This window comes from Streptomyces sp. bgisy159 (assembly GCF_965341775.1).
Classification (GTDB): domain Bacteria; phylum Actinomycetota; class Actinomycetes; order Streptomycetales; family Streptomycetaceae; genus Streptomyces.
The window spans coordinates 66,775-79,872 of the sequence record NZ_CBDQZH010000010.1; the positions used below are offsets into that span (position 1 = coordinate 66,775).

Sequence of the window (13,098 nt, forward strand, 5' to 3'; positions counted from 1 at the left end):
GGTTCACCCGCTGATCGTCCATGCGGCCATTCTTGCTACATTGCGCAACCGTACAATCGTACGATCAGTCAGGGGGCAGGGATGACCACGACCAGCGATCGCGCCGCCCGTTCCCGCCCGCGGCGGGCGCGTCCACGCGGCCGTCGCCCCCTGCGGACCGCGCTGCTCGTCGCGCTGGCGGTGGCGGTGCTCGGCGCGGCTGGCGCGGGATGGATCTACCTCAAGCTGAACGGCAGCATCGACACCTTCGACGGCGACGGACTGTCCAGGAACCGCCCGGAGGCCGGCTCGTCGGAGGGGGAGAACGTCCTCGTCATCGGCTCGGACGCGCGCACCGACGGCAACGACGCCCTCGGCGGCGGCGAGAAGGACGACATCGGCCGCTCCGACACCGCCTTCCTGCTGCACGTCTACGCCGACCACCAGCACGCCATAGCCGTCTCCATCCCCCGCGACACCCTGGTCACCATCCCGCCGTGCAGACTCCCCGACGGCAGCTGGACGAAGACCCGGCCGGACACCATGTTCAACGCGGCCTTCTCCGTCGGGCAGACGCAGAAGGGCAACCCGGCCTGCACCCAGAACACCGTCGAGCAGCTCACCGGGCTGCGGGTGGACCACACGGTCGTCGTCGACTTCAAGGGGTTCGCGGCGCTGACCGACGTGGTGGGCGGGGTGCCGGTGTGCCTGCCGAACGAGATCTACCAGAAGGATCTCAACCCCAAGCGCGCCACCCGGGGCGGCCTCCTCTTCCCCCGGGGCGAGCAGACCGTGTCCGGGCAGAAGGCCCTGGACTACGTCCGCCTGCGGCACGGCATCGGCGACGGCTCCGACATAGGCCGTATCAAGCGCCAGCAGGCCTTCGTCTCCAGCCTCCTCAAGGAGATCAAGGACAACGGCCTCACCCCGACCAAGCTGCTGCCGCTCGCCGAAGCGGCCACCGGCTCGATGACCGTCGACCCGGGGCTGGGCTCGGCGAAGAAGCTGATCTCCTTCGCCATGTCGCTGAAGGACATCGACCTGCACAACACCAAGTTCCTCACCATCCCCTGGCGGTACGAGGGGACTCGGGTGGCCGTCGTGGAGCCCGACGCCTCCCAGTTGTGGGCCGCGCTGAAGGCGGACCGCACGCTCGACGGCAAGGACGCCAGCGGCGGCAGGAAGGCCGCGCCGGCCTCCCCGTCGCCGGCCGCCGGCGAGCCGGTGTCGGGGGACGGCATCGCGGTCGCCGTCTACAACGGCACCACCACCCGGGGGCTGGCCTCGACCGCCGCGACGGCCCTCACCTCGCACGGCTTCACGGTCACCGGCACCGGGAACGCCCACAGCCAGAACCACGCCACGACCCTGGTCCAGTACGGGTCCGGCCGGCGGGCCGAGGCCGAACGGGTCGCCGAACTGTTCCCCGGCGCCGAGCTGCAGGCCGTCGGGGGCTCCGGCGTGACCCTCGTCGTCGGCCGCAACTACCCGGCGGAGTCGCCCGCCGCGTCGCCGGTCCCGACCTCCGTGCCGTCCTCGGTGGCCGGCCAGGCGCGCTCCGCCGACGACGACCTGTGCTCGAACCTCTCGTACGGCTGAGCCGCCGTCGCCGCCCCGCTCCCCCGCCATGCCGTGGCGGCCCACTCCGGCGCGGCGGCTCACGCGGGCCGGATCCGGCAGGCCGGCGCCGCGCGGCGGGGGCGCGGACGGGTCCGGTCGGCGGCCCCGGCCCGGCGTACGGCGCACCGGGGGGCGGGCGGCGGCTCAGCCCCCGGTGCCCCGCAGTCGGTCCACCGGCGCGGTCGGCTGCCCGGAGCGCGCGGCGAGCTGTCCGACCATCACGCGGACCACGGTCACGATGTCGGGGTCGTCGACGTAGTACACCTGGCGCCGCCCCTCCCGCCGGGCGCGCACCAGCCCGGCGAGCTTGAGCTTGGCCAGGTGCTGGCTGACCGCGGGCAGCGCGCCGCCGACCAGGTCGGCGAGGTGGCTGACGTCGCTCTCGCCCTGGGACAGCGCCCACATGATGTGCAGCCGGGCCGGCGAGGCGAGCAGTGAGAAGACGGCGGCCGCCTCCGTCAGGACCTCGGCGGACGGGTCCTGGAATCCACCGACGTGCTCCGCCACGGCCTCTCCTGTTCCGCCCTCGATCCCGTGGACCAGTCTAGGCGCGGCACGCGCCCCGCCGTGCCCGTCGGCCGCCGGGCGGACGGAGTGCGAACGGGCCGGAGCCGTCCGCGTAAGCGCTCCCGTCCCAGGGCAGCGGGGCGACCCACCGGGCCGGCGGCGGGGGTCAGCCGTCGACGAGGCCCGCGTCATGGGCGAGCAGCCCGGCCTGGGTGCGGTTGACGCAGTCGAGCTTGTCGAGCATGCGGGACACGTAGCCCTTGACGGTGGCCTCGGAGAGGTGGAGGCGGGCCGCGATCCGGGCGTTGGACAGGCCCTCGCCGAGGCCCGCCAGGACCTGGGCCTCGCGTTCGGTGAGGGTGGCGACCAGTTCCCGGGCACGGTCCCGGGCCGAGAGGGCGTCGGTGGACGCGGCGATCAGCCGGCGCGCCGCGGACGGGGAGAGCACCGTGTGCCCCCGCGCGGCGGTGCGGACCAGCCCGATCAGCTCCTCCGGCGGGGTCGACTTGACCAGGAAGCCGGTGGCGCCGGCCCGCAGCGCCCGCAGCACGTACTGGTCGGCGTCGAACGTGGTCAGCACCACGACGTGCGGCGGGTCCGCCAGCCGGTTGATGTGCTCGATCGCGGTCAGGCCGTCCATGCCGGGCATCCGCAGGTCCATCAGGACGACGTCGGGGCGGCTGCGGCGGACCGCCGCCAGGCCGGCCGCGCCGTCGTGCGCCTCGTCGACGACCTCGATGTCGTCGGCCGAGCCGAGGATGGTGCGCAGGAACCCGCACACCATGGGCTCGTCGTCCACCACCACCACGCGGGCCACGCTCACACCACCGGTTCCGCCGTCGGGACGTAGGAGGGCAGCGTCGCCTCGACGCTGAACCCTCCGTCCGGGCCCGGTCCGGCCCGCAGGGTGCCGTGCACCAGCTCGATGCGCCGGCGCAGCCGGTCGATGCCCAGGCCGGAGCCGGTGCCGGCCAGGGCGCTGCTCGGGCGGCCGGTGGGGGCGGTGTTGCGGACGGTGAGCCGCACCCGCGCCTCGCCGTACTCCACCCGTACGGTGACCCGCGCGCCGGGCGCGTGCTTGCGCACGTTGGTCAGCGCCTCGCGCAGCACCCGGTAGGCGGTGCGCCCGACCACCGGCGAGGCCAGCGCCGGGTCGCCCTCCTCGACGAGTTCGGTCGGCACGCCCACGGCAGCCGATTCGGCGACCAGGCCGGCGAAGCCCGCCACCGAGGGCGTGCCGTCGTCCTCGGGGGCGGTGCGCAGGATGCCGACCAGGTCGCGCAGTTCCTCCAGGGCCTGGCAGCCCGCGGCGCGCAGTTCCTCGGCGGCCTTCCGGGTGGGCGCGTCGGAGGCGGTGACCCGCAGCGCGCCCGCCTGGAGCACCATGAGGCTGACCCGGTGGGTGACCACGTCGTGCATCTCGCCGGCGAGCCGCGCGCGTTCCTCGGCGCGGGCCCGCTCGGCCAGCAGGTGCCGTTCCCGTTCGGCGCGCTCGGCGCGCTCGACCAGGGCCCGCACCAGGCGGCGGCGGGCGTCGACGTACAGGGCCAGCAGCGGGCCGACGGCGGTGCGCAGCAGTCCGAGCGTCATCACCGTGAGCGACGCCTCCCAGGGCCGCATGATGATGAGCGTGAACGCGGCGAGAGACAGGAACGCCGTGCGGCGGTCGCACTGGTGGAACAGCGGGCCGTAGGCGGCCACCATCGTGGCGGCCGGCGCCCACACGTTGCCGCCGTCGGCCGGGGTGAGCGCGTGCAGTGGGGAGATCAGCAGGGTCACCGCGAGGGTGAACGCGCCGAGCACCGCGACGACGGTGAGCGGCGCGGTCCGCCGCAGGGCCAGCGAGGCGCAGGCGAGGGCCTGCACGCCCAGCAGGGTCCAGGCGAGCGCGCCGGGGTCCGCGGGCCACCAGGACGCCCGCAGGAGCGTCGCGGCGGTGTCGATCACCACGAAGGCGAGCGCGATGGTCACGTCCACGGCCACCGGGTGCCGGCGGTGCCACGGTCCGTCAGTCATGGCCTCACCGTAGGGCATGCCGACGGCGTTCCGGCCGGGTGCGGCCGGTACGGCCGACCTACGGCGCGGGCGGACCCCGCGATCGTCGCCGACAGACCCTACGAACGTCGCGGGCCGGTCCTGCGAACGTCGCACGGGGCACCACCGCGGCAGTCCGTTCGTAGGCGGGGGACCCGACCGCCCGCCCTGCCGCCCGGGCGGTGCCGCGGCGTGCAATGGGGTCATGGATGCGACAGGCGACGCCGCCCGGGCGATTCCCCGGCTCGGGCGCTACTCGATCGACACCAGCTCGTCCACCGTCTCGTTCTCCGGCCGGCACTTCCTCGGTCTGCTGCCGGTGCGCGGCACCCTCGCGTTGCGCGGTGGCACCGTCGACGTCGCGGAGCCGCTCGCCGAGTCGGTGGTACGGGCCGAGATCGACGCGGCGAGTTTCCGCACGGGCGACGCGCGGCGGGACGGCGCTGTCCGTTCCGCTCGGTTCCTCGACACCGGCCGGCACCCGGTGATCACGTTCGAGTCGGAGGCGGTGGACACCTCGTCGGTGTCCGGCACGCTCACGGTGCGCGGGACGGCCCGGCCGGCGCTTCTGACGGTCGTGGCCGTGCGGGTGCTGCCGGAGTCGTTCGCGGTGCGTGCCACGGCCCGGGTCGACCGCACCGGGTTCGGGGTGACGGCGGCCCGCGCGATGGCCGGACGGTTCTGGGATCTGACGCTGGAGGTCGCATGTGTGCGCCGCTGACGGCGACGGCCCCCGGGGGAGGCCGTCATGGCTAGCGTTGTCGTGGTCGAGGACCTGCACAAGAGCTACGGCGCGGTGCGGGCCGTGCGCGGGGTGGGCTTCGCCGTGGAGCACGGGGAGATCTTCGCGCTGCTCGGCCGCAACGGCGCCGGCAAGACCACCACCATGGAGATCCTGGAGGGCTTCCGCGGCCGGGACTCCGGGCGGGTCGACGTGCTCGGTCTCGATCCGGGCGAGCGGGCCACCGAGCGTGCGCTGCGCGAGCGGATCGGGCTGGTGCTCCAGGACATCGCCGTGGAACCGTATCTGACGGTGCGTGAGACGATCGCCCGCAACGCGGGGTACTACCCGGCGCCCCGCGATGTCGACGAGGTGATGGGCCTGGTCGGACTCACGGGCAAGGGCGGGCAGAAGGCGCGCACGCTGTCCGGCGGGCAGAAGCGCCGGCTGGACCTGGCGCTGGGTCTGATCGGCGACCCGTGTCTGCTGTTCCTTGACGAGCCGACCACCGGCTTCGACCCGAACGCCCGCCGCGCGGCCTGGCGGTTGGTGCGGGACCTGCGCGACGCGGGCACCACCGTCCTGCTGACCACGCACTCCATGGAGGAGGCGCAGGAACTCGCCGACCGGGTCGCGGTGGTCTCCGACGGCCGGATCGTCGCCGAGGGCACCCCGGCGACGCTCGGCGGCCGTGACACCGCGCGGGCCCGCATCCGCTTCACGCTGCCGCCCGGCACCTCGGTGGCCGACCTGCCGGTGGCCGCCGTACCGGAGGCGGACGGCCGGGTCACCGTGGAGGCCGAGGAGGCGACCGGTGTGCTGCACCGGCTGACGCGGTGGGCGCTGGGGCGCGGCACCGTGCTCACCGGGCTGACGGTGGAGCGGCCGACCCTGGAGGACGTGTACCTGCGGCTGACCGACCGCGCCACCGGCCGCACCCCGCGAAGGAGCACCTCGTGAACGCCGGACTGCTGTGGCACCAGGTCCGCTACGAGCAACTGACGTTCTGGCGCAATCCGCAGAACGCGTTCTTCACGTTCGTCTTCCCCGTCGTGGTCGTCACCGTCTTCGGCTGGCTGTTCGGCGGGATCGGCCGGAGCGAGTTCTACTACGGGCGGTCCGCCCTTCAGTACTACGTGTCCACGATCGCCGCGGTGTCCGTCCTGGGCGCCTGCTACAGCCAGCTGGCGATCGTGCTGGCGGGGCGGCGGCAGAACGGCATCCTCAAGCGGGTCCGGGCGACGCCCCTGCCGGCCTCGGTGTACTTCGCGGGGCTGCTGGCGCACTGCGTCCTGGTGAGCGTCGCCGACGTGCTGCTGATCACCGTGGTCGGCCGGTTCTACGGCGTCCCGCTGCCCTCCGCCGCGCAACTGCCGTCGCTGGCGGTGACGCTGGTGCTGGGTGCCGCCGCCTTCTGCGCCCTGGGCGTGGCGGTGGCGTCGCTGATCCGCAACGCGGAGGCCGCGCCGTCGGTGGTGCAGCTGGTGCTGTTCCCGCTCGTGTTCGTCTCGGGCACCTACCTGCCCGTCCACTCCGGTCCGCTGAACGCGATCGCGGGCTCCCTGCCGGTGAAGCCGTTCAACGACGGCCTGCTCACCGCGCTCACCACGGACCACCCGGGCCTGCCCTGGCGGGAGTACGGGGTGCTGCTCCTGTGGGGGGCGGCGGGCGCGGTGGTGGCCGTGCGGCGGTTCCGCTGGGATCCGCGTCCGGAGTGACCCGGGGGCGTGATTGCCGCAGCCCGGCCGGGGCACCCGTCGGCCCGATGGACGAGGTACGACGGATCCTGCTGACCGGCTGGTTCAGCTTCCCGGACGGGGAGGCGACGGCCGGTGACGTGCTCGCCCTGGACCGCGTGCGGGAGGTGGCGGACCGCTCCGGGCTGCCCTACGACGTCGCCTGGAGCCCCGGTTTCCGGTTCGTTGACGACGGCGGCGGCGTGGCGCAGCTCTCCGGTCCAGCGCGGTCCGGGGTCGACGATGCCGTGTTCGACGACGGCGGTCTCGGCGGTGCCGTTGTCCCACATCAGCCGGTTGAAGTGGGTGACGTGGACGAGGGTGACGCCGGGCAGGTCGGCGGCCGGGTGGCGGGTGTCGGGCACGTCGCCGTGCGGGGCGTTGTGCTCCAGGTAGACCAGGGGCGGGCGGCGGCCCAGCCACTGGTCGACGAGGGCGAGTTCGTGGGGGCGCTGGAGGATCACGAGGTCGATGTCCGCGTCGCGCAGGCGCTCCGGGGGGAGTTCGACGACGCTGTCGGGCCAGTCCCAGGTGCGGGCGCGGCCGAGGCTGTTGCCGGGGGCCACGGCGGTGGCCCCGGCGAGCACGCCGGCCAGTTCGGGGGCGCCGGTGCGGCCGCCGAGGTCGAGGCCGTCGGCGCCGCTGACGTAGGCGGTCAGCTCCCGCTCGCCCGGGCCGCCGGTGAAGACCACCCGGTGTCCGGCGGCGCCGAGTTCGCGGACCACCTGGGCGCACCGGGCGAGGCTCCAGGCCCGGGCGGGGACGCTGGCGCCGGGGTGCAGCACCACGTAGGGCGGGGGGCCGGTCAGTGCGGTGGTGTCGGGCGGCAGCAGGATCCGGGGCCGGCCGTCGTCGACCGGGGGAACCCGGCCGCCTCGGCGAGGTCGAGGGCGGCCTCCACCTCATGGGCGTGCGGGGCGCGGTGGTGGCGGACGTCGAGCAGGGAGCCGGGATACGCGGAATCCGCCGTCGCCGGTGGCGTGGACGTGCCGGCGCAGTTCGGGCAGGAAGCGGGGGGTGCCGTAGGAGGCGAGGGCCATCACCTTGTACTCGTCAGCTGCTGCGCAGGAAGCCGAGGTGCTGCGTGAGCTCCTCGTACAGGAGGCCGAGGGAGTGCGGCAGCCGCTGGGTGGCGAGGGTGTCCAGCTTGCCGTCCCGGTAGCGGCCGGCGAGATGGCTGGCGCACTCGCCGCGGCCGTCGAGGACGAGGACCGCGCTGTCGGGGTAGGGCGAGGCCGGCGCGGGTACCGGTGACCAGGTTGTCCAGGCAGACGACCTCGACGCCGGCGTCGAGCAGCCGTCCGCACAGGTGGGAGCCGATGAATCCGGCGCCGCCGGTCACCAGTGCGCGGCGCCAGGTGCGTGCGCTCATGGGGGCCTCCTCGCTTGCGCCATCACTTGCGTGTGGGCGCGAGTAACCCGGCTCGACCGTCGCATGCCATCGGCAGCGGCCCGCAGGCCAGAGCCGCGAGGTGGGGGGGTTCCCAGCCCGGCGGACTGTCATGAACCCGGTATAAACCGCGTCTATAGCCGCTATGTATAGTCCGGGCATGCCTTCATCGACCAGCGCTTCCCCGACCGAGCCGACCGAGCCGACCGAGCCGACCGAGCCGACCGAGCCGACCGAGCCGACCGAGCCGACCGAGCCGACCGAGCCGACCGAGCCGACCAGGAAGACGCGGAAGTCGGGCCGCGGGTTCCGCGCGGTGCGCACCGCCGCCGTCGCCGCGTCCCTGGCGCTGGCCGTCGCGGGATGCGCCGGACTGGACACCACCGCCCCGAGTTCCGTCCGCGCCGGTTCCGCGCCCACCGCGCAGGCCCGCTTCGGGACGGTCGACTGCCGCCACGCCAAGTGCATAGCGCTCACCTTCGACGCCGGGCCGAGCGAGCACTCGGCGCGGCTGCTGGACATCCTGAAGGAGAAGCAGGTCCCGGCGACCTTCTTCCTGCTGGGCAAGCGGCACATCGACACCTACCCGGAGCTGGTCAGGCGGATGGCGGCCGAGGGGCACGAGGTGGCCAGCCACACCTGGACGCACCGGATCCTGACCCAGCTGGAACCGGACCAGATACGCGAGGAGCTGCGCCGTCCCAACGAGGAGATAGAGCGCCTCACCGGCCGGCGCCCCACGCTGATGCGCCCGCCGCAGGGCCGGACGAACGACACCGTGCACGAGATAAGCCGTGAGCTGGGCCTGGCGGAGGTGCTGTGGACGGTGACCGCCAAGGACTACCAGACCGACGACTCCGCCCTCATCCAGCGCCGCGTCCTGGAACAGGCCGACCGGGACGGCATCATCCTGCTGCACGACCTCTACGACGGGACCGTGCCCGCGGTGCCCGGCATCATCGACGCGCTCAAGGCGCGCGGTTTCGTGTTCGTGACGGTGCCCCAACTGCTGGCGCCCGGCGCGGCGGAGCCCGGCGAGGTCTATCGCTGACGGATGTTCCCTACGATCACTCCGTGGTCATCTTCCATCTCGAACGCACCGCACCGCTCCCCCTCGACGAGACCTGGCGCCGGCTCACCGAGTGGCACCGGCACGGGGACGTCGCACCGCTCACCCGGGTCCGGGTGCTCACTCCCCCGCCCACGCACGAGGGCACCGAGTTCGTGGCCCGCACGGGCGTCGGCCCGCTCGGCTTCGACGACCGCATGGAGGTCACCGTGTGGTCCCCGCCGACCAAGGACGCGCCGGGCCGCTGCCGGCTGGAGAAGCGCGGCTGGCTGATGCGCGGCTGGGCGGAGATCGAGGTCGCCCCCGGCCCCGGCGGCCGCAGCAGCGTCCTGTGGCGCGAGGACCTGCGGGTACGCCTGCTGCCGTCGCTCTTCGACCCCGCGCTGCGGGTGACGGCCCGGACGCTGTACGGCAGGGCGGTGAACGCGCTGTTGCGGCGACCGTGAACCGGGGGTGGCCCGCGCCGGTCCCCTGTACCGCGGCATGGCGGATGCCGCCGGACGCGGCCACCGGTCAGCGCGTCCACCACTGCCGTGACCGCGACCCGCTCGTCACGCGGAGCGGGCCCCCGCCTCGCGGACGATCAGCGAATGCCGGCGACAACGGGGCGGCCTGCTGCCGGAGTTCACCAGGAACCGGGCGCTTCGGCAGATCAGCGCCCGCGACCGGCGTCGTGCCGCACGACTGTCGCGTCCCCCGGGACGGCCTCTGAGGCCTGAATCGGTGCGGCCGATCCGGCGGCCTGCTCGATCCTCGCGCGGTGGGCCGCGCGGGCTTCCTCGTCGATCTGCTGCTCGTGTTCGGCCCGCAGCCCGGTCCGGCCGTCGAGGCCCTCGCGCAGGATGTCGGCGTGCCCGGTGTGCCGGACGGACTCGCCGAGGACGTGGACCATGACGGCGAACAGGTTCGTGTGGGCATGAGGTTCGGGCCACCACGGCACGTGGCCGGGGGCGTCGAGGGGAAGGGCGTTGATCGTCGCGTCCGAGTGTTCCCACGTCCGCCGGTAGAAGCCGATGATCTGATCGCGGGTCTCGTCCTCGGCCGCCCACAGATCGCTGCCGTCGGAGTCCTGCCATCGGGGCAGCGGCTCCGGGGAGGGGCGGCCGAAGACCTCACCGAAGTACCTGGCCTCGACGGTGGCCACGTGCTTGACCAGGCCGAGGAGGTTGGTCCCGGTCGCTGTCAGAGGTCGGCGGGAGTCGTATTCGGACAAGCCGTCGAGTTTCCAGAGCAGCGCCTCGCGGTCCCGCCGCAGTCTCCCGTGCAGGTTGTCCTTCGCGAACGCATCGATCATGCGGCGTGAGCCTGCCACGGGCTGCTCGTGGTCGCAAACGGCCTCAGGCCACCGACCCGATCCGCCCCGCCGGCCCCGCCCCCGGGTCGTGGTGGATCGGGGTGTGGGCACCGGTCAGGGAGACGCCGGTGCCGCCGCGGCGGTCGGCGACGATCTCGGCGGCGATGGACAGGGCCGTCTCCTCGGGGGTGCGGGCGCCGAGGTCGAGGCCGATCGGGGAGCGCAGGCGGGCCAGTTCGAGGTCAGTGACGCCGACGTCGCGCAGGCGGGCGGCGCGGTCGAGGTGGGTGCGGCGCGAGCCCATCGCGCCGACGTAGGCGACCGGGAGGCGCAGGGCGAGCCGGAGCAGGGGGACGTCGAACTTGGCGTCGTGGGTCAGGACGCAGAGCACCGTGCGGGCGTCGACGCCGGTGCGCTCCAGGTACCGGTGCGGCCACTCGACGACGATCTCGTCGGCCTCGGGGAAGCGGGCCCGCGTGGCGAAGACGGGCCGGGCGTCGCACACGGTGACGTGGTAGCCGAGGAACTTGCCGGCCCGCACCAGCGCGGAGGCGAAGTCGATCGCGCCGAAGACGATCATCCTGGGCGGCGGGACGGAGGACTCGACGAGGACGGTCAGCGGGGCGCCGCAGCGGGAGCCCTGCTCGCCGATCTCCAGGGTGCCGGTGCGGCCGGCGTCGAGGAACGCGGCGGCCTCGGCGGCGACCGTGCGGTCCAGTTCGGGGTGGGCGCCAAAGCCGCCGTCGCGGGAACCGTCCGGGCGGACCAGCAGGGCGCGGCCGAGCAGCGCGGCGGGCCCGGTCACGACCCGGGCCACGGCGGCCGCCCCGCCGCGCGCGGCGGTTTCGAGCGCCGTCGCGACCACCGGCCGGGCGGGGTCGCCCGCCCGGACCGGGGTGACGAGGACGTCGATGACGCCGCCGCAGGTGAGCCCTACGGCGAAGGCGTCGTCGTCGCTGTAGCCGAAGCGTTCCAGGACGGTGTCGCCGTCCTGGAGCGCTTGCCGGCACAGGTCGTAGACCGCTCCTTCCACACAGCCGCCGGAGACCGAGCCGACCGCCGTGCCGTCGGCGTCGACCGCGAGCGCGGCGCCGGGCTGACGGGGCGCGCTGCCGCGGACGGCCACCACGGTGGCGACGGCGAAGTCACGGCCCTGCTCGACCCACCGGTTGAGTTCCTCGGCGATGTCCAGCATCTCTCGGTCTCCTTAACAGCGGTTGCGTACGACGGAGTCGGGCGGTCAGTGCACGCCCATCCAGCTCTCGACCGGGTTGAGGGCGAAGAAGAGCAGGAAGACGGCGGTCAGGGCCCACATGAACGCCCCGATCTCGCGTGCCTTGCCCTGGGCGGTGCGGATGGCGACGTAGGAGATGACGCCCGCGGCGACGCCCGCCGTGATCGAGTAGGTGAACGGCATGATCACGACCGTGAGGAACACCGGGATCGCGGTGCCCCGGTCCGCCCAGTCGACGTGCCGGGCGTTCATCATCATCATGGCGCCGATGACCACCAGCGCGGCCGCCGCGACCTCGCCGGGCACGATGGCCGTGAGCGGGGTGAAGAACAGGCAGGCCGCGAAGAACAGGCCGGTGACGACCGAGGACAGGCCGGTGCGGGCACCCTCGCCGACGCCGGTGGCCGACTCGACGAACACGGTCTGCCCGGAGGCGCCGGCCACGCCGCCGATCGCGCCGCCCGCGCCGTCGATGAACAGCGCCTTGGACAGGCCCGGCATGCGGCCCTTGTCGTCGGCGAGCTTCGCCTCGGTGCCGACGCCGATGATGGTGGCCATCGCGTCGAAGAACCCGGCGAGCACCAGGGTGAACACGATCATGCCGACGGTCATCGCACCGACCTCGCCCCAGCCCCCGAACTCCACGTCGCCGAAGAGCGAGAAGTCCGGCATGGACACCGCGCTGCCGTGCAGCTCGGGGGCGCCGCCGGCCCACTGCCGGGGGTCGATGACGTCCAGCGCGTTGAGCAGGACGGCGAGGACGGTGCCGCCGACGATGCCGATCAGGATCGCGCCGGGCACGCCGCGCGCCTGGAGCATGAAGATGGCGAGCAGGGTGGCCGCGAAGAGCAGCACCGGCCAGCCCGCGAGTTCGCCGGCCGGGCCCAGGGTGACGGGGGTGGCCTTGCCCTGGTGCACGAAGCCGGCCTTGTAGAAACCTATGAGGGCGATGAACAGGCCGATGCCCATGGTGATCCCGTGCTTGAGCGCCAGCGGGATCGCGTTCATGATCATTTCACGCAGGCCGGTGACGACCAGCAGCATGATGACCGCGCCGTACATCACGCACATGCCCATGGCCTGCGGCCAGGTCATCTGCGGGACGACCTGGGAGGCGAGCACGCCGGACACGGAGAGGCCGGCGGCGAGGGCGAGCGGCACCTTGCCGAAGAAGCCCATCAGCAGGGTGGCCAGGGCGGCCGCGAACGCGGTCGCGGTGATCAGGGCCTGCGGGCCGAGCGTGGCACCCGCCACGTCCTGGCCGGACAGGATCAGCGGGTTGAGCAGGAGGATGTACGCCATCGCCATGAAGGTGGTGATGCCGCCGCGCACTTCGCGCGCGACCGTGGATCCACGCCGGGAGATGTGGAAGTACCGGTCGAGCCAGGACCTGCCGGCCGGGACGCGCGTGCCGTCGCCCGCGTCGTCGGCTGTGGTCCTCGGCTCAAGTGACTGCTGGGTCATGTGGGCCTACTCCCAAGGTTCAAAGGGGCACCCGCGCCGACCGCTTGCGC

General features: G+C 73.7%; 12 protein-coding genes and 3 pseudogenes. 6 read left to right on the forward strand and 9 right to left on the reverse strand.

All coding sequences use genetic code 11. The features are described 5' to 3' along the window. The first annotated feature begins 81 nt into the window (after window positions 1–81). Entirely contained in the window at window positions 82–1,578 is a 1,497-nt protein-coding gene (locus ACSLTV_RS12640) for an LCP family protein (protein WP_435612125.1), read from the forward strand. Between the two features lie 165 nt (window positions 1,579–1,743). Here ACSLTV_RS12640 and ACSLTV_RS12645 read toward each other — a convergent pair whose 3' ends face one another. From ACSLTV_RS12645 to ACSLTV_RS12655, 3 genes are all read right to left on the reverse strand, one after another. Beyond that, the gene (locus ACSLTV_RS12645; RefSeq protein WP_432137001.1) at window positions 1,744–2,106 is read right to left on the reverse strand and encodes an ArsR/SmtB family transcription factor; all 363 of its coding nucleotides are present in this window, start codon (window positions 2,104–2,106) and stop codon (window positions 1,744–1,746) included. A gap of 166 nt (window positions 2,107–2,272) precedes the next feature. Then, window positions 2,273–2,929, reverse strand: a complete 657-nt coding sequence (locus ACSLTV_RS12650) for a response regulator transcription factor (RefSeq protein WP_435612126.1) — start codon at window positions 2,927–2,929, stop codon at window positions 2,273–2,275. Then, window positions 2,926–4,122, reverse strand: coding sequence for a sensor histidine kinase (locus ACSLTV_RS12655; protein ID WP_435612127.1), 1,197 nt, complete (start codon window positions 4,120–4,122; stop codon window positions 2,926–2,928). Before ACSLTV_RS12655 ends, ACSLTV_RS12650 begins: the two co-directional genes overlap by 4 nt. 223 nt (window positions 4,123–4,345) lie before the next feature. Here ACSLTV_RS12655 and ACSLTV_RS12660 point away from each other — a divergent pair, with 223 nt between their 5' ends. The 3 genes and pseudogenes from ACSLTV_RS12660 to ACSLTV_RS12670 form a co-directional block, all read left to right on the forward strand. Continuing rightward, window positions 4,346–4,861, forward strand: coding sequence for a YceI family protein (locus ACSLTV_RS12660; RefSeq protein WP_432136998.1), 516 nt, complete (start codon window positions 4,346–4,348; stop codon window positions 4,859–4,861). 27 nt (window positions 4,862–4,888) lie between these two features. Further along, window positions 4,889–5,821, forward strand: a complete 933-nt coding sequence (locus tag ACSLTV_RS12665) for an ABC transporter ATP-binding protein (protein WP_435612128.1) — start codon at window positions 4,889–4,891, stop codon at window positions 5,819–5,821. After that, window positions 5,818–6,483, forward strand: a pseudogene (locus ACSLTV_RS12670) (ABC transporter permease); the annotation flags it as partial. The gene ACSLTV_RS12665 and the pseudogene ACSLTV_RS12670, both read left to right, overlap by 4 nt. Here the strand turns inward: ACSLTV_RS12670 and ACSLTV_RS12675 are convergent. From ACSLTV_RS12675 to ACSLTV_RS12685, 3 genes and pseudogenes are all read right to left on the reverse strand, one after another. Further along, window positions 6,378–7,385 carry a glycosyltransferase family 9 protein gene (locus tag ACSLTV_RS12675; RefSeq protein ID WP_435612129.1) on the reverse strand — a complete coding sequence of 336 codons (1,008 nt, stop codon included), beginning with the start codon at window positions 7,383–7,385 and terminating at the stop codon, window positions 6,378–6,380. The pseudogene ACSLTV_RS12670 and the gene ACSLTV_RS12675 sit on opposite strands and share 106 nt — an antisense overlap. Window positions 7,386–7,514: 129 nt before the next feature. Next, a pseudogene (locus ACSLTV_RS12680) lies at window positions 7,515–7,836 on the reverse strand (carbamoyltransferase N-terminal domain-containing protein); the annotation flags it as partial. Further along, window positions 7,826–7,969: pseudogene (locus tag ACSLTV_RS12685) on the reverse strand (NAD-dependent epimerase/dehydratase family protein); the annotation flags it as partial. The pseudogenes ACSLTV_RS12685 and ACSLTV_RS12680, both read right to left, overlap by 11 nt. Before the next feature lie 178 nt (window positions 7,970–8,147). On the opposite strand from ACSLTV_RS12685, the gene ACSLTV_RS12690 reads away from it, so the two are divergent. Together ACSLTV_RS12690 and ACSLTV_RS12695 are read left to right on the forward strand one after the other, a co-directional pair. Further along, window positions 8,148–9,038, forward strand: a complete 891-nt coding sequence (locus ACSLTV_RS12690; RefSeq protein WP_435612130.1) for a polysaccharide deacetylase family protein — start codon at window positions 8,148–8,150, stop codon at window positions 9,036–9,038. A 23-nt stretch (window positions 9,039–9,061) separates the two neighbouring features. Beyond that, entirely contained in the window at window positions 9,062–9,502 is a 441-nt protein-coding gene (locus ACSLTV_RS12695) for an SRPBCC family protein (RefSeq protein ID WP_432136994.1), read from the forward strand. 206 nt (window positions 9,503–9,708) lie between these two features. Here the strand turns inward: ACSLTV_RS12695 and ACSLTV_RS12700 are convergent, their stop codons facing one another. The 3 genes from ACSLTV_RS12700 to ACSLTV_RS12710 are packed head-to-tail and all read right to left on the reverse strand — an operon-like array spanning window position 9,709 to window position 13,048. Then, window positions 9,709–10,350 carry a DinB family protein gene (locus ACSLTV_RS12700; protein ID WP_435612131.1) on the reverse strand — a complete coding sequence of 214 codons (642 nt, stop codon included), beginning with the start codon at window positions 10,348–10,350 and terminating at the stop codon, window positions 9,709–9,711. 43 nt (window positions 10,351–10,393) lie between these two features. Next, entirely contained in the window at window positions 10,394–11,545 is a 1,152-nt protein-coding gene (locus ACSLTV_RS12705) for an XdhC family protein (protein ID WP_432136992.1), read from the reverse strand. Window positions 11,546–11,590: 45 nt separating this feature from the next. Next, window positions 11,591–13,048 carry an NCS2 family permease gene (locus ACSLTV_RS12710; RefSeq protein WP_432136991.1) on the reverse strand — a complete coding sequence of 486 codons (1,458 nt, stop codon included), beginning with the start codon at window positions 13,046–13,048 and terminating at the stop codon, window positions 11,591–11,593. Between the last annotated feature and the right edge of the window lie 50 nt (window positions 13,049–13,098).